18 protein-coding genes are annotated in these 22687 nt (G+C 41.8%); 3 read left to right on the top strand and 15 right to left on the bottom strand.

The window, feature by feature from the left end; all coding sequences use genetic code 11:
* Positions 1-187 precede the first annotated feature (187 nt).
* Both IGK63_RS03590 and IGK63_RS03585 read left to right on the top strand, forming a co-directional pair.
* Positions 188-508, top strand: coding sequence for a DMT family transporter (locus IGK63_RS03590; RefSeq protein WP_005237430.1), 321 nt, complete (start codon positions 188-190; stop codon positions 506-508).
* A gap of 222 nt (positions 509-730) precedes the next feature.
* Complete coding sequence (locus IGK63_RS03585) at positions 731-3352, top strand: HAD-IC family P-type ATPase (protein ID WP_016613044.1); 2622 nt, start codon at positions 731-733, stop codon at positions 3350-3352.
* 89 nt (positions 3353-3441) lie between these two features.
* Here IGK63_RS03585 and IGK63_RS03580 read toward each other — a convergent pair whose 3' ends face one another.
* The 7 genes from IGK63_RS03580 to IGK63_RS03550 form a co-directional block, all read right to left on the bottom strand.
* On the bottom strand, positions 3442-4230 hold the full coding sequence (locus IGK63_RS03580) for a MerR family transcriptional regulator (RefSeq protein WP_005237432.1): 789 nt from the start codon (positions 4228-4230) through the stop codon (positions 3442-3444).
* Between the two features lie 251 nt (positions 4231-4481).
* Entirely contained in the window at positions 4482-7238 is a 2757-nt protein-coding gene (locus tag IGK63_RS03575; RefSeq protein WP_429972436.1) for a mucin-binding protein, read from the bottom strand.
* A gap of 527 nt (positions 7239-7765) precedes the next feature.
* Complete coding sequence (locus IGK63_RS03570) at positions 7766-8131, bottom strand: RidA family protein (protein ID WP_008377153.1); 366 nt, start codon at positions 8129-8131, stop codon at positions 7766-7768.
* Between the two features lie 121 nt (positions 8132-8252).
* Positions 8253-8633 (bottom strand): DUF7006 family protein, encoded by a 381-nt coding sequence (locus tag IGK63_RS03565; protein ID WP_008377151.1) that lies wholly within the window; start codon positions 8631-8633, stop codon positions 8253-8255.
* 322 nt (positions 8634-8955) lie between these two features.
* The gene (locus IGK63_RS03560; protein ID WP_008377149.1) at positions 8956-10458 is read right to left on the bottom strand and encodes a helix-turn-helix domain-containing protein; all 1503 of its coding nucleotides are present in this window, start codon (positions 10456-10458) and stop codon (positions 8956-8958) included.
* A gap of 350 nt (positions 10459-10808) precedes the next feature.
* A complete protein-coding gene (locus tag IGK63_RS03555; protein ID WP_422708608.1) occupies positions 10809-13289 on the bottom strand; it encodes a MucBP domain-containing protein in 2481 nt (826 codons plus the stop codon).
* Between the two features lie 390 nt (positions 13290-13679).
* The gene (locus IGK63_RS03550) at positions 13680-14153 is read right to left on the bottom strand and encodes a DUF1456 family protein (RefSeq protein WP_008377143.1); all 474 of its coding nucleotides are present in this window, start codon (positions 14151-14153) and stop codon (positions 13680-13682) included.
* 258 nt (positions 14154-14411) lie between these two features.
* Between IGK63_RS03550 and IGK63_RS03545 the strand changes: the two genes are divergently transcribed.
* On the top strand, positions 14412-14861 hold the full coding sequence (locus IGK63_RS03545) for a DUF305 domain-containing protein (RefSeq protein ID WP_005237438.1): 450 nt from the start codon (positions 14412-14414) through the stop codon (positions 14859-14861).
* Between the two features lie 131 nt (positions 14862-14992).
* Here the strand turns inward: IGK63_RS03545 and hisIE are convergent, their stop codons facing one another.
* From hisIE to hisG, 8 genes are all read right to left on the bottom strand, one after another.
* Positions 14993-15625, bottom strand: coding sequence for a bifunctional phosphoribosyl-AMP cyclohydrolase/phosphoribosyl-ATP diphosphatase HisIE (hisIE, locus tag IGK63_RS03540; RefSeq protein ID WP_008377139.1), 633 nt, complete (start codon positions 15623-15625; stop codon positions 14993-14995).
* A 38-nt stretch (positions 15626-15663) separates the two neighbouring features.
* The gene (gene hisF / locus IGK63_RS03535) at positions 15664-16422 is read right to left on the bottom strand and encodes an imidazole glycerol phosphate synthase subunit HisF (protein WP_008377137.1); all 759 of its coding nucleotides are present in this window, start codon (positions 16420-16422) and stop codon (positions 15664-15666) included.
* Positions 16419-17138: a 1-(5-phosphoribosyl)-5-[(5-phosphoribosylamino)methylideneamino]imidazole-4-carboxamide isomerase gene (hisA, locus tag IGK63_RS03530; protein WP_016611981.1), complete on the bottom strand. Its 720-nt coding sequence runs from the start codon at positions 17136-17138 to the stop codon at positions 16419-16421. Before hisA ends, hisF begins: the two co-directional genes overlap by 4 nt.
* Positions 17135-17758: an imidazole glycerol phosphate synthase subunit HisH gene (gene hisH / locus IGK63_RS03525; RefSeq protein WP_016611979.1), complete on the bottom strand. Its 624-nt coding sequence runs from the start codon at positions 17756-17758 to the stop codon at positions 17135-17137. Before hisH ends, hisA begins: the two co-directional genes overlap by 4 nt.
* 66 nt (positions 17759-17824) lie before the next feature.
* A complete protein-coding gene (gene hisB / locus IGK63_RS03520; protein ID WP_005225202.1) occupies positions 17825-18418 on the bottom strand; it encodes an imidazoleglycerol-phosphate dehydratase HisB in 594 nt (197 codons plus the stop codon).
* Positions 18415-19473, bottom strand: coding sequence for a histidinol-phosphate transaminase (gene hisC, locus IGK63_RS03515; protein WP_016611977.1), 1059 nt, complete (start codon positions 19471-19473; stop codon positions 18415-18417). The genes hisB and hisC overlap by 4 nt, the downstream gene beginning before the upstream one ends.
* Positions 19470-20750, bottom strand: coding sequence for a histidinol dehydrogenase (hisD, locus tag IGK63_RS03510; protein ID WP_016611975.1), 1281 nt, complete (start codon positions 20748-20750; stop codon positions 19470-19472). Before hisD ends, hisC begins: the two co-directional genes overlap by 4 nt.
* The gene (gene hisG / locus IGK63_RS03505; RefSeq protein ID WP_034872864.1) at positions 20747-22306 is read right to left on the bottom strand and encodes an ATP phosphoribosyltransferase; all 1560 of its coding nucleotides are present in this window, start codon (positions 22304-22306) and stop codon (positions 20747-20749) included. Before hisG ends, hisD begins: the two co-directional genes overlap by 4 nt.
* Positions 22307-22687 lie beyond the last annotated feature (381 nt).

Genomic DNA, 22687 nt, shown 5'->3' with positions numbered 1-22687 from the left:
GTTAGTAAATGAAAAGATTCTGAATTCAGAGAGTTTGACAATCTCTCCCTTTTCAGCTAAGATTTTATTATTGTTACATTAATTGAATATCCAAAACACCACCGGGTGATAGAAGTGTTTGGTAAACTCATTAGGTCCTTGAAGAGTTTACTGAATGCTTATTTTTTTTTGAGGAGGAGAATAAATTATGACATGGATTTATTTACTTTTAGGAGGATTTTTTGAGGTCGTATGGGCATCTACCATGAAACTGAGCAACGGGTTTAGCCACTTTTGGTATAGTATTTCAACAGTCATCGGAATGCTTTTCAGTTTTGGCTTCTTGGCTTTAGCGGTCAAAAACCTACCATTAAGTATCGCTTATCCTGTTTGGACAGGGATAGGTGCGGTGGGATCGATTATTGTGGGGGTCGTGTTCTTTAAAGACCAGCTATCCCTTCTGACTTGGGTTTTCGTCGTCTTATTAATAGTTGGTATTTTGGGCATCAAGTTTACCAGCGGACATTGATTTAGCCATTTGATAATAGTTTTGCTAGCCTTTTTGTAGGTACCTTCATTAATCAAGCGCCTTGACTCATATATCGAAACACGGATCCAAATCGCCTTTTTCAGCCAATCTAAAGATTTTTTTGCAATTAGCCTATAGATAAAAAATATTTTCAAAAAACGTTTGACCTTATAGTCACTCTAACCTTTATGCTATTCATGTAAAGAAAACGGAGGGAAAATAATGAAACAATGGCATAATTTGGATATTGAAAAGGTGCAGTCAGCGACAAGTGAGACGTTTATCACAAATGAGGTACGTAAAGCGTATCAAGAAAAACACGGGAAAAATAAATTACAAGCATCAGAAAAGACACCCGAATGGAAGAAGTTTTTATCTTACTTCCACGATGCGTTAATGTATGTCTTGATCGGTGCAGCTGTTTTAAAATTTATTACGGGAAGTCTAATTGAAGGAGCGATCGTTTTACTAGTGGTCGTTTTAAACGCAATGATTGGTTATTATCAAGAGAGAAAAGCAGATGATTCACTATCTAGCATTTCAAAATTACTTAGTTCAAAGGCGACAGTCGAATCTGAAAACGGACGCCTTTTAATCGATGCAGAAGATTTGATTCCAGGGGACCGTGTTTATTTAGCACCTGGTGATGTTATTCCTGCTGATTTGCGTATGGAAACTGTGAATCAACTAAAAATAGATGAATCGATTCTGACTGGAGAGCCTGATGCAGTCGTAAAAACAACTGCTCGTTTAGAGGGGCAAATAGCACTTGCTGAACGAACCAATATGGCGTATTCAGGTACGCAAGTACAGTCAGGAACTGGAAAAGGGCTCGTTGTTGAAATTGGCTCGGACACTGAGATTGGTAAAATCAATGCTTCTTTAGCAACCATTGAAGTGAAAGAAACCCCTTTATTGAAAAAAGTGAACGAAATGAATCATGCTATTTTTAAAGGGATCGGCGTCTTTATCTTCTTATTAGGACTGATCAGCTACTTCATTTATGGCATGAGTCCGATGTATATCGTGTCAGCAATCATTGCTTTGATCGTTTCTTCTATTCCTGAGGGATTGCCTTCTATCTTGACGATTATTCTGTCTTCCGGCGTGAAAAATATGTCGGAGCAAAATGCGATCGTAAAGGGATTGCCTACTGTCGAAACACTTGGCTCAATGACAGTCATCTGTTCTGATAAAACAGGTACTTTGACCAAAAACGATATGACCCTTACCAATGTGTTTTCTAATAATCAGGTAACAGTGATTGATCATGAAGACCAAACAGATTCTTCGAACAACGAACTGCTAGCCAAAATCATGCAAAACTGTCAAGAAACACAGAGTTTCGGTGATCGCCACTGTCCAGTGACCGGAAATGCAACAGAATTAGCTTTATTACGTTGGACCAATCGTATTGGCACACCGCGGATCAAGAGTCTAGAAACATTACCTTTTGACTCAAAATATAAGTATATGGCAACAAGCCATTTGATCAATGGGAAAAAGCGGATTTTTGTAAAGGGTGCTCCAGATATCGTTTTAAATAAAGCGACTGCTGCACATATTGATGGGCAGATAGCGGAGTTTGATCATGCACAGTGGGAAAAGATCAATTTGGCTTTTGCTTCAGAGGGACAACGAGTGATCGCGTTTGCTTATAAAGATGTAGATACAACGACTGAATTGACTCATGAAGAGATGGACGAGCTCGTAATCATCGGATTAGCTGGCATTATCGATCCAGCAAAAGAATCAGCGATCGAAGCGGTAGCAGATTGTAAAAAAGCCGGGGTCAGAGTCGTAATGATCACCGGGGATCACCCAACGACCGCAAAAGCGATTGCCAAAAAATTAGGAATCGACCATTCTGAACGGGCAATCACTGGAACTGAATTGGATCGTTTATCCACAGATGAGTGGCAAAGAGTGGTAAAAAATACCAATATTTTTGCCCGAACGACACCTGAGCATAAACTGATGATCGTTACTTATTTACAAGAACAAGGCGAAATCGTTGGAATGACTGGTGATGGGGTCAATGACGCACCCGCACTTAGAAAAGCAGATGTAGGGATCGCCATGGGAATTAAAGGAAGCGATGTTAGTAAACAAGCTGCCGACATGATCCTCATTGACGATAATTTTGAAACGATTGCAAAAGCAATCAAAGAAGGCCGTCGAATTTTTGATAATTTAAAAAAGACGATCCTCTTCTACTTGCCAACCTGTCTGGCCCAGGGGCTTTTGCTGATCGTTTCTATGTTGGGAAATCTTCCTTTACCACTAAGCACAGTGCAGATTCTTTGGTTAAATCTAGTTGCGTCAATTACACTCTCCTATGCGTTAGGTTTTGAACCAGCTCACAAAATGATCATGAATCGAGCACCTCGTGATATGAAAGAAAAAATCATTTCCAAATATACACTCTTTCGAATCGTTTATGTCGGCCTACTCTTGACCTTCTTCGGCTTTCTAACGATGAATGCATTCGGCGACGAAGCTGTCAGACAAACCGTTTTGATCAATGCGATCGTTTTCGGTCAAGCTTTTTACATGATCAACTGTCGTGAGATCACGGATTCAGCCTTCAGTAACAAAATCAAGCAGAATAAAGCCTTGATTTACTCATTACTTGTTATGGCGATTCTCCAATTAGGAATGGTCTATTTTTCACCATTGCAAAGTATCTTACAGACCACCTCTTTAACTTTATCCGAACTGCTTATCAGTGTTATCCCAGCAACTCTACTTTTCTTATTAGTAGAATCTGAAAAGCACGTAACACGAGTCATTCTAAAGGAAACTACTCCCACCTACTCAATGGATACCAAAGTAGAGAAATAAGAACAGTTCTATTTCATAAGTCATCTTATCGATAAACTTGCTGAATCACTAAGTACCAATAGATACGTTTCTCCTTGATCGATCCCGTTTTAATCGGGTTGATCAAGGAGAATTTCTATTTTACTCACGTATTCTTCCGGTAAATTCGTCTCATGAAAATCAATCAAGTAGAACTCATAAAAATTTCCTTTCGCGACCAGTCTATTTTTCTTTAGGTAACTTTTTAGTTCTGCTAAAGCAGCTAAACGCTGCTTATATGTGCCCGTATAATAAATAGCGAGATACTCTCCTGCAGGCATTGTAAATGCCTTCTCATCTGCCAAATCGTTTGCCAGACAATAGAAAACTTGATGCCTAAATGCGTCTTCGTGCGGCAGTAAAATCGTTCCGAAAACATTTTGATTATTGGCATGCAGTTCTTTTTCAAATTGTTTGTGCAGGCGTTTAAGTTCAAAGTACAAGTCTTTCCCCATTGTGTCTTTCTCTTGACTTAAAACAAGGTACCGTTCTTCATAAAATGTACGTTCAATTTCATGGTTTTGCTTTTTTTCAGCGTAGACAAGCAAGTCAATTCGCTCTTTTAACAAATCTTGTTTCTCTTTTAACGCATGGATTCTATCTTCTAATTGCTCCATCTCGAAATGAAGGATTTCTTTAGTCAGCGCTTTATTCTTTGTATCCAAGTAGTTCTTAATTTCCTCAAGTGACACATCAAAAAAACGCAGGTCTCTAATGGTATTTAATCGCTCAATATCCTCGTATGAGTAATCTCGATACCCATTCTCAGTATAGTTGGGTGATAGCAAACCAATTTGTTCATAGTACCTAAGAGTATGTGGTGTGATATCATAGTTTTCACTCACTTGTTTTATCTTCATAGTTCCATCCCTCCCTTTATCTTTCATAGCGTGTCTCTGTCACAAAATCATATCATAATTTTCTTCAGAAAACGAAGGAGTTTTTCTATTGAAGTGGTCAGAAGATTTGGTGTGTGATAGTACTTGAACAAGCTTCAAATCATAATGAAAAGACTGCTGATAAATTTCCAAGATTAGTATGGGAAATTATCAGCAGTCTTCTACTTCGCCAGTATTCTATTCCATTTCATAAGAAAGCTTTTTCTGATTTCTTATTTTCGTTTCTGTCTTAAGCGTCTTAAGAAAAATGCTAGCAGGGATGATACCGCCATAGTCACTCCAGCGTATAATATGAAGGGTTCCTCTTTCTCTCCTGTTTTTGGAAGACTTTTTTCACTCGTGACTGTTCTTGTTGTTTCTGATACGTTAGTCGTTATTTTCATATCAGTAGACGGTGTGTTATCATCTGTTTTTGTCTGATCACTTGGCGTGTTGCTCGACTCTTTTGATGAGTCTGTTGGATTGGCTTCGTCTGTTGCATTTTTTATATACGTCACAGTCAGCTCCGTATCTTCATCTTCTGCAGTCATTCCTGTTTGTTCTTTGACTGTCGTCAGGTCTGCCGTGTAGCCCTCAATTGGCTTGCTTTTCACCTCATCAAATGTCGTGTCACCATTTGTGGCTGTCCAGTCAGTATATGCGACTTCACCAGTCAGCAGATTGGTTGTTTCCGTGCGTGTATAGGTTAAGGTTTCCGTATAACTTTCTGCCGCTTGGCTACCATCTTCATAAACATAATGTATCGTCCGCGAAACCTCTTTGCTTTCCTCTTTCGTTTCCGTATTTGCTTTGTAGATCACAGTCAACTCGGTATCTTTTGCATCGGGTTGAATATTCGTAATTGCTTCGATTAACTCATTATCTGGTGTGCAATATTCAATCATTGGGCTGGAAATTTCAGCAAAAGTCGTGTCGTTGTCTTTTGCCTTCCATTCGCCATAGGTCACTACACCAGTTGCCAAATTCTTTGCTATCACCCGGGTGAACGTGACTTTATCGGTATGATCGTCCGCCGCTTTGCTACCATCTTCATAGACGTAATGAATCGTTTGCTTGACTTCCTCAGTTTCTGTTGCGGTTTCCATTTTTGGCACATACGTAACGGTGACTTCGATGTCTTGATTATCAACCGCTACTCCTGTAACTGCTTCGATCGTTTCCTTATCGACGGTATAGTTCTTAATCTCAGGACTCTTCACTTCGTCAAATGTCGTATCGTTTTCTTTGGCTTGCCATTCTCCATAGATCTTGTCACCAGTTGCTTCATTCGTTGTCACTGTGCGTGTAAAGGTCACCGTATCGACACTGTCTGGCGCGGCTTCTTTACCATCTTCATACACATAATGGATCATTCGCTTGACTTCTTTGGTCTCCGTAGATTCAACCATCTTTGGCGAGTAAATGACAAATTCTTCAATATCTTCTGAATCGGCCTTTACATCGATAACTTCATCGATAAACTCCCTATCTGCATAGTAGTTGACTATCTCTGGACTTTTGACTAAATCAAATATCGTATCATCATCTCTTGCTTGCCATTCACCAAACGTTTCTTCGCCAGTGGCTAGATTCGTCCTTACTTCTCGAGTAAATTCAACTGTGTCTACTTTATCTGGAGCAGCTTCTGTACCGTCTTCATGCAAATAGTGAATGACTCGTGCGACAATTTTTCTTTCCTCATTACTTTCTATTTTAGGACTATAGATATACGTGACCGTTTGCGGAACATTGCTAAAGACAATTTTTTCCTCTCCTTGAACTTCCTTCAATGTATAGTTAGGGATCTCCTCAGGGACAACTTCAATTGAATCGCCAATATTTCCGCCAGTCAATACATTAGGTGGCAATAATTCATTACCCTCTTCATCTAGGTAATTGACTGTGACTGGTGCTCCTTCAATAAACCGAGGCTGCCATACATAGGTGTCAGCCATCGTCGTGCCATCGTAAATCAGCACTAGCTCCTCTGATTTTAATATATGTTCACCGTATGGCGCATCTATGGTACCTGTCCCTACATTTTGCCAGTAGCCGGTATAATAACTTGAATTCCATCCGTACATCCCACTTGGGTCAACCAAGTTCACCGGATAGGAATTGCCTGGCCAATTGTTCCACCCAACAAAACTGAATTTTGGTCCTAATGTTAATTCTCTTAGATAGCGTACATTTGCTAAAAACTGGTTCATCCCAGCACCTAAAGAATTTATAACACCGGTGCTATCAAAATTCGATAAATCTAATGTAGATCCGCTATAGCCATAAAACATACTATTCATCGTGGTGGCTTGACTCGTATCAAGATAAGTCAGCCCAACAATCTCATTCAATTGAGAGGGTACAGTGCCATAGTGGGAGTAGCTCTCGAACAAACCTGCCACATCGGCTGGCAGAATGACGGGCGCAGTGAGAATAACTTTTTTTATGACCATATTTTTAAGTTCTTCCGTTAAAGGAATCACTTGGTCCACCGCCGTTGTCAATGTACCTGCTCCTACAGTCAAAACCCCTTCAATATCTAATGTGGCTGGAGCGGTTCCCCAGTTACCTGACCAAAGGATATTTTCTGCTTCCGCTACTTTTGTTTTCGACTCCTCATCAGATGTTGTACTGCTCTCAGCGGCTTCTGGCTCACTGGAGGATTCTGTCATTTGCTCTGTGGATGGTTCCACTTGATCTTCACTTGCTTGTGATGACTCCGATGCCCCATGTTCCCCTGTACTTTCTACTACTTGTGTTTCTGAATCGACGGTTTCTTCACCTGTAGCTTGTTCGACTATTCCTTCTTGTTGTTCAGATATGAATTCATTTGTACTTCGTGTTACTTCTTCTGTCGTTGAAGTGCTGATCGTTTCAGCTACTGCCGGAACACTGACAATTGCTTGCGTGATCAATGGGCTGCCTAATATAAAAACAGAAGAACTGATCAGAATACGTGATAAAAGTTCTTTCTTCGCTGGTTTTTTCATTGCTTTTCCCTCTTTCAAATTAAGTAAATAAGATCAGCTACACTCTCTCCAATTAAAAAAAGCTGCCCATTGACAACTACTTCTTACATCTATGTAATACGTTCGCTGACTCATTCCTTATGACTGCATTATTGCATGGTTTTCAGGGACGAACACGACAATAATTGTCATGAATATGACAAAATAAGTCCTATTTTATAAAACGAAAATAAAGAATATGAATGATTGTGTCTCTGAAAGTGTGAACAAATTAAAGAAATATAGTTTAACTTACTTCCTAGAACTGGTTCACACTATGTTTACAAAGCGTTCGGAGTCCTCGTAAAAAACTTTGGGTGTAACCGATCAATCCAATTAACTCGAAGGAAATAATAGCTATATAGAGATACAAAAAAAGAGACTGGATATTCAGCCCCTTTTGTTTATCATTCTTATTCATAGAAACAGCCAAGACGCTCTTGATCTTCTCCCTTTATCCTACGGCTAACAAGCAAAAACATCGAAGCCCATTTTTGATTTCTACGAACTTACTTTCCCTGATCTTCCTTAAAAGCAATAGCATCGATTTGAAAAAGAATGCCTACCTCTCCAGAATGAGCGAAAGCTGTCTGAATTGATTTTCTAACCGGAAATTTCCCATGGAAGGTTTCTTTTAAGAGCTTCTCCATCACTGGAATATCAAACACATCTTTAAAAAGTACATCCATTTGAACCACATTTGCAAATGTCAAATCGACTAATTTCAAACGTTCTTCTAAATGATTCAATGCCCCTACAATCTGTTGCTCTATTGGCTGCCCGATGTTCCCCACGCAATAGCCCACGAAAACAAAATTTCCCGCTTCAATCACACCTGAAAGTGCCCAGTCCTCATTGATATCGTATCGCTTCATTCGTTTTGTTTCCCCTTTCTATTTATTTTCATAATAAAAACCATGTCTATTAATTGACTTGGTCATATTATTGCTTTTTTTGTCTTTGAGCGTCAATCCGTACATTCCAACTGATAAATTCCTACTCCACCGAAAAATGCAAGGAATGAGGGGTTGGGGCGATCAATGTCAGCCCGCACCTTTCTTTAAAGTAAGTCTTGCTGTCTTCTTTTGCCACTTGCAAGATTTCCGCTTCAGTAAAAGGCACAACACTGTCACTGCCTCGAAGCTCACTACACTCTAAAATAATCAAAATCTCTGCTTCAAGGGTATTGATTTTCGCAAGCTGTTCGAAAAAATTTTTTTGATTGATTTCTTGAATCGCCATGCGAATTTCTAAACAGTTTCTATGGATTTTTTCTTTGATTTTTCCATACTCATCTTTACTGAAAAGCCGTTCAGATTCCTCAATATAAAAGTTCAAATATTCTTGCAATGTGTGGATTTTAAATGGTTCCTCCATCTCCAGCACCTCCTGTATTTTAATGGTTGATTCTTATGTAAAATGATTTATTCCAGTTTTGTATGTCTGTATTATCACACGGTTTTTAGCTGGAAACGCGTCAATATGTGACTGATTAAATACAAAATACGTCCTGTTATATAAATACTGATTCTAGTTAGTACAGTTCATTTACATAATCACCTTTATCTCCGAACATACTTCGCAAGCTATAGAAGGTGTGACACTGTTGTTCAGCAAATTTCTATCCTCTGGCTATAAAGAAAAACAGGCAGTCCTCTCAGATTTGAGAATACTGCCTGTTTGCTGAATCTTGGGTAAATCAATCATTTTCATTGTATTTTTTATTGGAGGTATTCTGAAATGTTTCCACCGCTTCAATTAGTTCCAGCCACCGGTCACCGGTTGGAAAGCTATTCCACTTAAAAAATTGGACGTTTGGATTTTGGTCCAAAAAGGCTTGCCGATCAACTGGATAATCGGTCACCACAAAATCTGGTTTTTCTGAAACGAAAGCGAGGGTATAGCCAAACCAGCGTTTCAATCGTTCTTTTTGTCTGATTTCTTGAATTTTTCCAAATTTTGATTCATGAAAGATGCGGACTGTCGTTCGATCGATTTTTGCTACAATTGAAAGAAGCATGCTGTATTGAAAAAGCAGTCGATTATTGGAAGCATACATGGTAGTAAAAATTGGGGATTGTTGGGCTAACGATTGGTACATCTCCTGCACGAGTGGAAAAATTTTGGGAAAGACTCTGCGATAATCTTTATCCGTTGTCGTTTTTCCAAAAGCATCAATTTTATTTTTCGACGCAAAGAGGAGTGACACAGAATGAATGTTCAAGGCATTAACGAAAAGATACTCGATCTCCCCTTCAGGGACGAGAAAGATCTTCTGAGCAGTTTTTGCAAACAGTCTTGCTGTTGCAATTGATCCTTCCGAGAAGTGATCAACAACTCTTAGTTGGCTAGGAATCTCTTCAGGCAAATACGTCGTCATCACAGAAAACATATAATATAAGAAGAGAAACTCTGTTTCTGGAACGTCACTTAGAATCAAGTTAGCGTTTAGCAATGGTTTTATGAGCTCTTCTTTGAATTGCTCGTAGGAAATCGTGTGATGGACCATTTTCTTCATCTCTTGAGGAATCTCTTTTACCGGAAAACCTCTTTTAAAACGATAAAGACTTAGTGCAAGCAGTTGGATAAATTTTTCCTGATCGATACCGCGATAAAAACTAGGATAACTTGTCAACTTCTCCTTCAATGCACGAACACTTTGCTTCGACAATCCAATATAACGCACATTCGTCGCATCATAGATCTGCCAATACATGATATGGAAAAAATGACGAATTCGGTATTCTTCCGCTACAAATAACGGTTTCTTTTTTAAATTCAATTTGATTTGATAATTCTCAAGAATCGTTTCTACTTCCTTGAGCTTTCTTTGAACCGTGCGATTACTGACATAATGTTGTTGGGCGGTTTCTTCCAAAGACACGTATTTATCACTAAAGAGTCTGTCTAAAATTTGAAAGGGCATACTTTCTGCTAACATAACCGAATAGAATTTTGACAACAAAAAATTAGGCGCAAAATCAAGGGCTAGCTCCCTTCCTTCTCGCATGTCGATTTCAAAAAAAGGGTATGATTTTTGTAAGTCTCTTGCACGCTCAAAAACTAAAACGATTCTTCTTTTTGATAAATGCACATGATCCGCAAGGTCACTCAATAGTTCACGATCAATGGCATGTTCAAAAAAATACGCAAATAGCTCATAGACATCTTGATCCAATTTAGTTAAAAGAAATTTATACATAGTAATACCTCTTAACTTTAGTTTTACAGTAATTATACTCTTTTAAACGTGCATTTTCATTTCCTAGGTGTTGATTCATTCGTTTCTCTCAATGAAACATTCTTGCTAAATAATTCTGTTATTCGAGATTGTCTTGGAACGTTAGTCTGATAAAGAATCAGAGTCTCAAATGATCAGAAATTCTTTGAGCTACTGGGAATAGTCAGATAAAATCCATTCAAAGATTAAGGAGACGAGGAAACCGTCCAATCCATCCTACAAAAAAGGAGTGGATCGCCCCACTCCATAAAAGGTTAACTTTTTAAACCAATCGTCCATTCTGGACATATTTTACTCTTTATAGAGAAGCTTTAATTCTCAGTTTTTCTTTTTCTTCGCCAAATTGCTAAGAAAGAAAATAGAACAATGATCGTTCCCAAAAAGCCCATGATTCGTTGACCTGTTAGTTGCTCTCCTGTGGCAGGTAATTTACTTTTCCCGTTGGTTTGTGTGTTGGTTTGTGTGTTCATTTGATTGTCTTTGTTTCCTGATTTATCCTCTTTTTCTTCTTCAGGGGTTTTGTTTTCTGATTCAGGCGTATCTGCTCCTGAATCATCCTCTGGTTTATTCTCTTTTTCAGCACCGTACACATAGATGACTTCTTGTGCGGTAGTACTGAACATCCCTTTGGCATTGCTTGGTATTTGAGAAACCGTCCAGCCTGAAAGTTCTTTGGCTTCACTCTCATACGGCAAACCTACTTTGCCGTTCAGAATCGTTGGTTCGGCTAACTGATTGCCTTCTGTATCTTCGTATTTTACCGTCACTGGTGCAGCATCACTACGTTCATACACATAGACCACTTCTTGCGCGGTGTCGCTGAAGATGCCTTTGGCATTGTCGGGTGTTTGGGCTACATACCAACCAGAAATAGATTCTGACTTGCTCTCATACGGCAAACCTACTTTGCCACTTAAAATTGTCGGCTCGGTTAATTGATTCCCTTCTGTATCTTCGTATTTTACCGTCACTGGTGCAGCATCACTACGTTCATACACATAGACCACTTCTTGCGCGGTGTCACTGAAGATGCCTTTGGCATTCGCTGGCGTTTGAGTCACCGTCCAGCCTGAAAGTTCTTTGGTTTCACTCTCGTATGGCAAACCTACTTTGCCGTTCAGAATCGTTGATTCTGCTAACTGATTGCCTTCTGTATCTTCGTATCTTATCGTCACTGGTGCAGCATCACTACGTTCATACACATAGACCACTTCTTGCGCGGTGTCGCCGAAGATGCCTTTGGCATTGTCGGGTGTTTGAGCTACATACCAACCAGGAATAGATTCTGACTTGCTCTCATACGGCAAACCTACTTTGCCGTTCAGAATCGTTGGTTCGGCTAACTGATTGCCTTCTGTATCTTCGTATCTTACTGTCACGGGTGCAGCATCACTGCGTTTGTATACATAAACGACTTCTTGCGGGGTATCACTGAAAGTACCTGTTTTATCCCCTTGGATTTCTTTCAATGTATAGCCAGCAATCGGCTCTTCTTGTGTCGTATACGGTTCACCAACAACCCCTGATAAAGTGACGTCTGGTAACAATGTCTTTTTACTTTCATCAACATACTTGACGGTCACATCTTCTGCAGTATTCACATACTTCACAGGTAGTTGATAATTCACTAAATATTGAATGGTACCTGTACTAGCAACTCTTTCTGTGGACAAACGATTAGGAACAAGAGAAGTGATTGACAAATAATCAACATTGGCGGGAATATGTTTAAATTGAATCCCTTCTTCAGTCAATTCGAACCCATCATTTTCATATAAGGGAAAGATATAGCCATTTTTATCTACCCCCCGAATCGAATAAGAATACTTTTTGTTGGACAAAGAAGAGAGCAACGCATTTCCTTGGGTATCAACCATCATATGGTCTTTATAAAGAACATCAGATTGGCCGTCTTTTACTAACATTGACTCTAATAGTATTTTCTCCTGAGTCATAATAGATAGTTGGGAATTTTGATGGTGTTCTGCAGATAGCTCTAACTTAGAAAAATCCGTCATGCTACTTGCATAGACCGTCAGATAATCTGTAACCCATCCACTAAGATATTGACCAACCCCAATTAATTCTTGGGCTGTCAAATAGGCATCATAATTTCCTATGTGGATATTTGAAAAAGATCCTTTTGGAAAAATTTGTGCTAGTACATTAGGACGGGTAAACAATGTTGCATTGTCCGCCATAGTGATTTTGGGAACATTCGCAGCAATAATAGACGTCGTATATAACGCTTGTAAGTTGCTAGCGTATTCTAAGCCAGTAAAATCGACTACTGTGTCTTTGACTAAAGAAGAAAAATCTAGCTGTTTTAGATTCGCCATATCTTCTTGAGTGATTGTATCAACTGTTTTGTTTAGCCCTTTCGCTACCTCATTTTGCAAATTCTTATCCGGCATCCAAGCGTCCAATGGAACGCTGCGATCAGAGAATGCCTCTTTCATTTCTGCTGACGATTCGGTTGCCAAGCTAGCTGTGTCTTCACTTGAATCAGGTAGTTTTTTTTCTGTCCTTTCCATCGAGCCATTTTTCTCATCATCATTAAACACTTCTTGCGATTCTGAGTTACTTGTGGTGTCCCCGTTGAATTCTTCTATACGAGAAGAAGCGACTGTTTCAGTAGTCTCCTCCACTTTTTCTAATGTTCCTAGTGTCGTTATTTCCTTGTTTGATGGAATGGTTTCCTGTTCCTCAGCCATAACTTGTGCCAAAGGTGCCAACACAGGCTGACTTAACAAGATCGCCAATGACAAATAGCCCCAAAATTTCCTTTTCATAACATTCTCCTTTTATATTCGTTTAAATACGATACGCTTTCCTATCTTTCACCTATCTACAAACTTCGCCTTCTGATGATGGTGATGACTTGTTAATTACAACTTTTAGACACAGGATGCTCCTGTTCATTTTGATAGTATTGCATGGTTCATCATTCTGAACACGTCAACATTTGTATCAGAAATGACCAAACTTGTCAGGTTTCAACGAACAGGTTATTCAAACAAACAGATCGTTCACTTAACCTGCTTCTTCATGCTCCAAGCTTGGACTCGGTCAGCGCTACAATCACTTATTTAAATTGTTATTTTTACACACATAAAAAGAGACACATAACATGCATCTCTTTAGGCGCCCCATTGTAAGTTCAGTCTATTATTGATTTTTTACTAGTTATCCCGATACTCGATCGTCAATCCTTTTAAAAAGTTGCGGGCATATTTGTCTAAGCATGGCTTGTAATTGCGATGGCCTTCTTTGCGTAAAATGGCGCCCAGTTCACCTTTTGAAACCTTAACTCCCGCTTGCTCGAAAATGTTCAGCATTTCATCCGTTGTTAGGGAAAGGGCGATTTTTATTTTCTTCAGCATCAAATTATTCACATTGCCATTGTTCAACTCTAAGACAGGTTCTGCAGCATCTGACTTTGTTCCTCGTTGCGAGCGAATCAAACCATTTAAGAAACGCTCAAAGGCTTCATTGGTACACTCAATCTCGTAGGTCTCAGGGTCTTTTTTCTTCAATAATTGTCTTACTTCTTCTTTCGTGAAAGAAGCGCCGCCAAGTTCAAAAATTTTCACCATGTCAGTATCTTTGATATCCAAAGCATAGCGTAAACGCGTCAAGCGATCATTGTGATTCATTCTATACACCATCCATTTCTTAGGTTGATTATAACAAATAAACCTAGACGAGTAATCCCGTTTTCGCTTTTTTACTCTAAGAACCCATTGTTTTCGTTCAAATGTATATCGCTTCTCTCATTCTACTTCCTCCGCTATACTTGATTTAGGGAGTAAATTTATTCTAACAAAACAATAAACAAAAAAAAGCATCTATTACGATGATGTTTTGGATTGCTTTATTGTTTTTATTTTGTATACAAAAAGGAGAGGAAAGAAATGAAGAAGTATGGGAAATTTTTGGTAATGATTGGGGTATCGACGGTGATTATGTTTTGTATGATGTATTTCAATGTCTATGCCCTCGATCATATTTTTTTCAGCCAAACCCGCCTGTTTATGGCACTTATGATGGGCGCGATGATGGCGATCATCATGCTATTGTTTATGTGGAAGATGTATGACAACAAGAAAATGAATATCGGCATTCTAGTTGTCAGTGTTGCACTCTTTTTTAGTTCACTTTTTATGGTCAGAAGCCAAACTGCCGTGGGAGATACAGCCTGGATGAAAGCCATGATTCCCCATCATTCGATTGCGATTCTAACCAGTAAAAATGCCGATTTGTCTGATCCAAGAGTAAAAGAACTTGCAGAAAAAATCATCGACGCACAGGAAAAAGAAATCAAAGAAATGAAAGAATTGATCGAAGAGTTAGAAAACAAATAGCAATTTTATGTGCTCACTTAAAGAACCAGCAGATCAACTTTTTCCTCACGGATGAGAAGCCCTTCAAGCAATAGCTGAAGGGCTTCTTTTTTATCGTCAGCTACTTTCTTTCTACTGAAAAATCCTGACCGTTATTGCATCCGCTCTTGTTTGACTTTCTTATCCACAACATGACGCTTGGCAAGCTCTTGGCGAATAGCCGCTAAATCAATCCCCATTTCTGCCATTAAAACCAATGTATGATACGCCAAATCAGCAATCTCATAAACGGTTTCTTGACGGTCTTCCTTCATCGCCCCAATTACGACCTCGGTTGCTTCCTCGCCGATTTTTTTTAAGATTTTTTCACTGCCTTTTTCAAACAAGTAGCTGGTATAGCTTCCTTCTTGTGGCGTATCTTTACGACCTTTTATCAGCTCATACAACGCATCGATGGTTGGAGAGGATTTTGTACCATAAAGCACTTCTGTAAAGCAGCTTTCCGTGCCTGTATGGCAAGCAGGTCCGTCTTTTTTTACTTTGGCGACTAAGGCATCTTGATCGCAATCTGCTGTCAATGACACTAAATGCTGGTAATTGCCGCTGGTTTCTCCTTTGCGCCACAATTCTTGACGACTGCGGGAATAAAAGGTCATCAATCGGTCCTTCAAGGTCAAGGTCAAACTTTCTTGGTTCATATAAGCCAAAGTCAAGACTTCATTCGTTTCCACATCCTGCACGATCACTGGAACCAATCCTTGTTCATCAAATCGTACTTGCACCATGTTATCCACTCCTTCTGTTGCCTATCAAAACGCCTACTCTATACGATTCGTACGGGAATATCGACGGCCTGTAATTGTTTTTTCAGCTCTGGGATTTTTACCTCGCCATAGTGAAAAATCGAGGCTGCCAATCCTGCTTCAATATTTGGCAATTGAAACAGCTCGATAAAATCGGTACTTTTGCCAGCACCACCGGATGCGACGATCGGTAATTTGGTGATTTCGCTGACAGCTTTCAGCAAGTCGAGATCAAACCCCTGCTTCACGCCATCGGTATCCATGCTGTTGATGACTAGTTCACCAGCACCTAACTGCTCAGCTTGGTGAATCCACGCCAATGCTTCTAAGCCTGTATCTTCCCGTCCGCCTTTGGCAAACACATGCCAGTTCTCACCGACACGGCGAACATCAACGGATAAAACAACGCACTGGCTGCCATAGCGTTTCGCGCCTTCTGCGATCAGCTCTGGTCGGCGAAGCGCTCCCGAATTGACGCTGACTTTGTCGGCGCCACAGTTTAAGACTCGCTCAAAATCTGCTACTTGATTGATGCCGCCCCCCACCGTCAAAGGAATAAACACTTCTGACGCCACGCGCTGCAAAATGTCCGTGAATAAGCCGCGTTCTTCTGCAGAAGCAGTAATGTCATAAAAAACCAGCTCATCGGCGCCTTGTTCATTGTAAAAGCGCGCCAAAGTCACCGGATCATTGACATCTTTTAAGCCAGCAAAGTTGACCCCTTTCACTACTCGCCCATCTCGCACATCAAGGCAAGGAATAATTCGTTTGGCGATCATGCTTCTGCCTCCCCTGCTGCTAAGACATCGGCCAATTGGAGACTACCGTTATATAAGGATTTCCCGACGATCACGCCAGAGATCCCCAACTGTTTTAATCCTTTGATATCTGCCAATGAAGCCACGCCGCCAGAAGCCACGATGTCGCAATCCAATTGATTGAGTTTTTCGTATAAGGGCAGATTGATGCCTTCTCCTGTACCGTCACGGGAGATTTCGGTAAAGATGATCGTTTGCGCGCCCCATGCCACCAATTGTTGGCAAAAAGTAAACGCGTCTGTTGCCGTTTTCTCGAGCCAGCCTTCCACTGCCACTTTTTCTTCCTTGGCATCGACTCCAATGGCGATCTTATTGCCGTATTTCTTGAGCATCGCTTTTGTGAATGCTGGGTCTTTCTGGGCAATCGTGCCGAGGATCACCCGATGAACGCCTGCTGCCAAACAATGCTGGATCGTTTCTTCCTCACGAATCCCGCCGCCAACTTCGACAAACAGATTGGTCTGCTGGACGATGTTTTTTGCGATATCAAAGTAATGGAGTTTGCCGGCTTTGGCACCATCTAAGTCGACGAGGTGCAGATAGTTGGCACCCGCTTCTTCAAATGAACGAGCAAATGCCACTGGATCATCCCCAAACACTTCTTTTTGCTCATAGTCTCCTTGGTACAAACGGACCACTTTTTGATCTAACAGATCGATTGCTGGAAAAATTTTCATAGCGGCACCTCCGTAAATGCTTTTAAAATCTTCAACCCGACTGCCCCGCTTTTTTCTGGGTGAAACTGAGTGCCGAAGACATTGTCTTTTTGCACGATACCGGGAATTGCTAGACCATAGTCACTGTCTGCCACGACATACTCTTGGCAATCAGTAGCAAAATAACTGTGGACATAGTAGACAAAGTCTTGTTCCCCTAGCCCGCTGACGAGGGGACTTTCTTTTCTGACAGTCAAACGATTCCAACCAATCTGCGGCACTTTCAGATTCAGTTTGGCTTCTTCAAAGGCGCATTGCATGGAAACGATCCGTCCTGGAATCAAACCGAGCCCCGCATGTGTGCCAAACTCCTCACTGCTATCAAACAACAGCTGCATCCCTAAACAAATGCCTAAAAAGGGTTTGCCAGCTGCTGCCAATTCTTGGATCGGTTCGATCAGCGACAACTCTGCCAACTTTTGGCGAGCATCGCCAAAAGCCCCTACGCCGGGTAAAAGAATGCGGTCGGCAGCTTTTAATTCTGCTAATGAACGCGTGATTCGGCACTCAACACCCAAATAGTCCAGCGAACGAGACAAGCTGAACAAATTGCCGACCCCATAGTCGATGATTGCTAACATAATACGCCCCTTTCCTTATCTCATCCCTCTGTGTGGAAGATACGTAATCATTTTTCCCCTCATGAATCACTGGATCGTCCCTTTGGTTGAAGGGATCTCATCTGGGGCTGCTTGATTGATCGCCACCGCTTCACCTAAAGCACGCCCAAAACCTTTAAAGCAAGCTTCCACAATGTGGTGGCTGTTTTTGCCAGCGATTTGATGGAGATGAATCGTAGCACCTAATTCACGGGCAAAAGCAATGAAGAATTCTTCAACCAACTCCGTATCAAACTGCTGCCCGATTTTTTCACTCGGTATCGCCAACTCTACGACTGCCATGCCGCGACCGCTAATATCGATCGCTGTCATAACTAAGGCTTCGTCCATCGGCAGCAGCATACTACCATAGCGTTTGATGCCTCGTCGCTCCCCAAGACTTTCTGAAAACGCTCGGCCAATGGCGATGGCAACGTCTTCTGTTGTGTGATGGGCATCCACTTCTGTATCGCCATCACAAACCAACGTCAAATCAAAGCGACCGTGGCGGACAAATAATTCCAGCATGTGGTCTAAAAAACCCACACCAGTCTTGATTGATTGCTGACCAGTACCATCGATCGTCAACTGCAGGTGGATCTTGGTTTCCGTCGTATTGCGGGTAACTTCTGCTTTTCTCATTCCTTCACCTCTTCTATGATCGTTGTTAGCACCGTCATCAGTCGTTCCATCTGGGCCTTCGTTCCTACCGTAATTCGTAAATACTCTTTGATGCGGGGCTGATTGAACCAGCGGACGAAGATTTTCTGCTCTTTCAGTGCCTGATACAACTCTTCACCGGCAATCGCAGGGTGCCTTGCAAACAAAAAATTCCCTTGGCTGTCGGTCTGCTCAAAGCCGAATTTCGCTAGGGCTTGCTTGCTCCACTCACGCACGTGGATCGTTGCTTGGATTTTCTCATCGACATACGCTTGTTCCTGCAAAACGGCTGCACCAGCGGCTTGGGTCAAACTATTGACATTGTACGGATTCAAGCTAAATTTCAACCGATTCAAGTCTTGGATCAGTCCTTCATTGGCAACCGCAAAGCCTAAGCGTGCTCCTGCCAGCTGCCGAGATTTCGAAAACGTCCCCACAACCAAGAGATTTGGGTATTGATCGATCAAAGAAACCATTGAAGAGCCGCCAAAATCGATATAGGCCTCATCGACTATCACTAAGCGATCGGGATGCCGTTTTAGAAAGGCACAGATTTCGCTTTGTTCTTGATAAACCCCAGTCGGGGCATTGGGATTGGCAAAAATGACGGTCCCTTTGAGTGAATCGTAGTCCGTTAACGCGATTGAGAAATCTTCTTGCAGCGGAACAACGGTGGCAGCGACTTGGTACAAGGCACTATATACTTGATAAAACCCGTAGGTCACATCGGGAAAGGCGATGCCGTTTTCCGTGAAGCCTTGAAAGAGGTAGGACAAGACTTCGTCACTGCCATTACCGAGAAACAGTTGGGCTGGCGTAACGTCAAGATAGGCAGCCAGAGGGTTTGTCACCACTTCAGCAGCAATATCCGAGTAACGATTCAGCTTTTGGGCGGCATCAGCAACCGCTGCTTGAACACTTGGCGCTGGCGGATAAGGACTTTCATTGGTGTTCAGTTTAATAACGACTTGCTCATCTACTTGTTCCCCCGGTGTATAAGGAGTCAGCTTGTGATACTTTTGATGTAAAAAGGTCATTTTTCTCCCTCTCTTCGTACATTGATCGAACGGGCATGGCCGATCAAGTCTTCGGTTTCCGCGAACAACGCTACAGCTGGACCAGCTGCTTTCATGGCTGCCTCTGGGTAATACAAATAACTGCTTTTCTTAATAAAATCATCCACTGATAACGGCGAATAGAAACGAGCCGTCCCTTCTGTCGGTAGGGTATGATTTGGTCCAGCAAAATAATCTCCCAGTACTTCCGGTGTATGGTGACCTAAAAAGACACTGCCCGCATTTTCTACTTTTCCCAATAATGCAAAAGGATCAGCCACCGCTAATTCAAGGTGTTCTGGAGCAATTTGATTGGCAATGGTAAGTGCTTCGGTCAAATCTTTGACCAGAATCAGCTTTCCGCTAGATTCAAGCGCCGCAGCAGCAATGTCTTTGCGGGGCAGTTGCTTCAGCTGCAACTCAAGCTCGGCTTGGACTTCTTCAATCAAAGCTGCTTCTGTTGTGACTAAGATGGCTTGCGCTAAGGGATCATGCTCGGCTTGTGCCAAAAGATCCGCCGCCAGCCAGCGAGGATTTGCGCTGGCATCAGCGAGGATCAGCACATCGCTGGGCCCTGCGATCATATCGATATCAACTTCGCCGTACACCATTTTTTTCGCTGTGGCGACATAAATATTTCCCGGTCCGACGATTTTGTCGACTTTGGAAATTGTTTCTGTTCCATAAGCCAATGCCGCTACGCCATGGGCCCCACCGACTTTGTAGATTTCATCCACTCCGGCAACGGAAGCTGCCGCTAAAATAGCAGCCGGAACTTTTCCCTGACTGTCCGTCGGTGTGATCATAACGATTTTTTTGACCCCGGCGATTTTTGCCGGCAGGACATCCATCAAAACCGTACTTGGATAAGCTGCTGTGCCGCCAGGAACATAGACCCCGACTTTTGCTAATGGTAAGACCCGCTGTCCCATCACAACGCCATTTTCCTTCGTTAAGACAAAGCCTTGCTGGACTTGTTTTTGATGAAATGCCAAAATGTTTTCTTTCGCCTGTTCCATCACATTAAGCAGCTCGGGTGAGACGGCATGGACAGCCGCGTCTATCTCCCTTGGACTGACGGTTAAGGAAGACAAGGTCACTTGATCGATTTCCTCAATTAATTGAAACAACGCCTGATCTCCTTGCTGCTGAACACGGGCAATGATTTGGGCGACAACGGTTGAAACATCCTTCGTTTCCGACTGTTTCCTTGCCACAATCGTTTCGATCGTATCTTTTTGGGTCGAAAAAATTCTCATAATTGCTCCCTCACCTTCTCAATCACTGTTTGAATGCGTTCTTGCTTGAAACGCCACGTGGCGTGGTTGATCACTAATCGCGCTGAAGACGGCGCGATGTCTTGGATCACTTCTAAATCATTTTCTTTTAGTGTCGTCCCCGTTTCGACGATGTCAACGATCACATCGGAGAGACCTAATAAAGGGGCCAATTCAATCGATCCATGCAGTTGGATCAATTCCACCGAGCGACCTAACCCTTGATAAAACTGGCGGGTGATCTGCGGATATTTTGTAGAGACCCGCAGCGGTCGGGAGAAATCTTCCTCGAATTCCTTACGCGCCGCTACGGCCAAACGGCAGACCCCCATATGCAAATCAAGAAATTCGATGACTTCCGCCTTGCTTTCCATTAAAATATCTTTGCCTACGACACCGATATCCGCCACTCCGTGCTCCACATAGATTGCTACATCGCTAGGCTTGACTAAGAAAAAGCGCAGCTTGTTTTCTTCATCACAAAAAATTAGTTGGCGATTGTCTTTAAAGACGCCTTGCGCAGCGACTCCGGCTTTCGTGAACAAATCGTATACGGCATCCCCCATACGGCCTTTTGGCAGCGCAATGTTCAAATAGCCTGAACTTTCGTTGTCAGTCGGCAACTTTTGCCCTACATGGTTGAGCTTCATACCAAACCCGATCGCCCCTTGCGCTTTGCCTTGCCGACTCATTAAGCGATCATAACGGCCGCCATATAAAATCGTCTCTCTTGCTTCTTCGATAAATCCTTGAAACAGCAAACCACTGTAATAATCGGCATCATTTAAAATCGAAAAATCCAACCTTATCCGAATGGAGGCTGACAGTTGCTCTTTTTGCAATGCTTGATACAGTTGGTTCAGTTCTGCTAAACCAGCTTGAGCTTGGGGATATTCTGCCAGCAGTTCTTTGGCTTTTTGATACTTGGTTTCAAAATCACCTGACAAACGTACCAGTTTCGCTAATTTTTCAGCTTCTGTTGCTGACAAGCCAGCCTTTTCAGTCAGTGCATCCATGCCATGAGAACTCTTGTCCCGTAGGCAGTGCAGTACCTTTTGTCGATCCGCTTCGGGGAAGCGTTGGCAAATACCGTCCAAAATCCCCATATGGGACAGATCTAAGGTCCCTTTTCCCACCTGAGCCAAACTTTCCCACGCCAGTTTTACAACCTCCAGTTGATCTTCCCACGTGATTTGGTCAATGAGCTCCAAACCGATTTGATCGATTTTTTGGTATTCCCCAGCTTGACGATCCTGTCGATAGACATCTTCCACGTAATACACTCTACGCGCCTCTCCAGACGGTGTATTTTTGGCAATCGACAAGGTAACATCGGGTTTTAGAGCCATCGTCCTGCCATCCGTGCCTGTAAACGTGATGATGGAAGAACCACGCAAAAACTGATCATTTTGCTGATAGTTGCGATACTCTTCAAAGTTGTTCGAGTGATAAGGTGAAAAATGATGCTGCGTATACAATTTTCTTAATTTCAGTTCGACTTGTTCGGCTGGTTTCAATACATTCCATAACTCTTCCACACTTATCACTCCTATTTCATGCCACTGATTCGGCTTTCTCACTGTTAAAGGCTCGCTTTATCATCGATTCACCATCAGTTTTTCTAATAATACTAATGGTTTTGCCATAAATAAGCAATGGTATTTTTCGAAATATTCTGGAATTTTAGTCGATTTCAAGAGAACATAGCGATGTCGTTTCTTTGTTGACGATTATTCCATCGAAACTGGAAGTCAGTTTTCCTTTCTTAATGAAGTAACTTAGTACTTGTGCATCCTCCATCACTTAGTTGCACAACCATAAAAAAGTCCGAAATATACGACCATCTTGTTTCAGAAACTCGTTATCGATTACTCTATCCTTTGTACCGTACAAAGAATTGGCGCAAATGAAGCGATGAT

The organism is Enterococcus sp. AZ040 (genome assembly GCF_050499185.1).
GTDB classification, from domain to species: domain Bacteria; phylum Bacillota; class Bacilli; order Lactobacillales; family Enterococcaceae; genus Enterococcus_D; species Enterococcus_D entomosocium.
Note: the sequence above shows the minus strand (reverse complement) of the source record. Positions and strands in the feature narration are given on the sequence as shown.

Bases quoted from the DNA above. Each gene is read 5' to 3' on its own strand.
- IGK63_RS03570 (WP_008377153.1), bottom strand. From the start codon at position 8,131: ATGAAGCGATACGATATCAATGAGGACTGGGCACTTTCAGGTGTGATT.
- hisD (WP_016611975.1), bottom strand. From the start codon at position 20,750: ATGAGAATTTTTTCGACCCAAAAAGATACGATCGAAACGATTGTGGCA.
- IGK63_RS03590 (WP_005237430.1), top strand. From the start codon at position 188: ATGACATGGATTTATTTACTTTTAGGAGGATTTTTTGAGGTCGTATGG.
- hisH (WP_016611979.1), bottom strand. From the start codon at position 17,758: ATGTTAGCAATCATCGACTATGGGGTCGGCAATTTGTTCAGCTTGTCT.
- hisB (WP_005225202.1), bottom strand. From the start codon at position 18,418: ATGAGAAAAGCAGAAGTTACCCGCAATACGACGGAAACCAAGATCCAC.
- IGK63_RS03555 (WP_422708608.1), bottom strand. From the start codon at position 13,289: ATGAAAAGGAAATTTTGGGGCTATTTGTCATTGGCGATCTTGTTAAGT.
- hisIE (WP_008377139.1), bottom strand. From the start codon at position 15,625: ATGGTGCAAGTACGATTTGATGAACAAGGATTGGTTCCAGTGATCGTG.
- IGK63_RS03565 (WP_008377151.1), bottom strand. From the start codon at position 8,633: ATGGAGGAACCATTTAAAATCCACACATTGCAAGAATATTTGAACTTT.
- hisC (WP_016611977.1), bottom strand. From the start codon at position 19,473: ATGACCTTTTTACATCAAAAGTATCACAAGCTGACTCCTTATACACCG.
- IGK63_RS03560 (WP_008377149.1), bottom strand. From the start codon at position 10,458: ATGTATAAATTTCTTTTAACTAAATTGGATCAAGATGTCTATGAGCTA.
- IGK63_RS03545 (WP_005237438.1), top strand. From the start codon at position 14,412: ATGAAGAAGTATGGGAAATTTTTGGTAATGATTGGGGTATCGACGGTG.
- IGK63_RS03580 (WP_005237432.1), bottom strand. From the start codon at position 4,230: ATGAAGATAAAACAAGTGAGTGAAAACTATGATATCACACCACATACT.
- IGK63_RS03585 (WP_016613044.1), top strand. From the start codon at position 731: ATGAAACAATGGCATAATTTGGATATTGAAAAGGTGCAGTCAGCGACA.
- hisA (WP_016611981.1), bottom strand. From the start codon at position 17,138: ATGAAAATTTTTCCAGCAATCGATCTGTTAGATCAAAAAGTGGTCCGT.
- hisF (WP_008377137.1), bottom strand. From the start codon at position 16,422: ATGATCGCCAAACGAATTATTCCTTGCCTTGATGTGCGAGATGGGCGA.
- IGK63_RS03550 (WP_008377143.1), bottom strand. From the start codon at position 14,153: ATGAATCACAATGATCGCTTGACGCGTTTACGCTATGCTTTGGATATC.
- IGK63_RS03575 (WP_429972436.1), bottom strand. From the start codon at position 7,238: ATGAAAAAACCAGCGAAGAAAGAACTTTTATCACGTATTCTGATCAGT.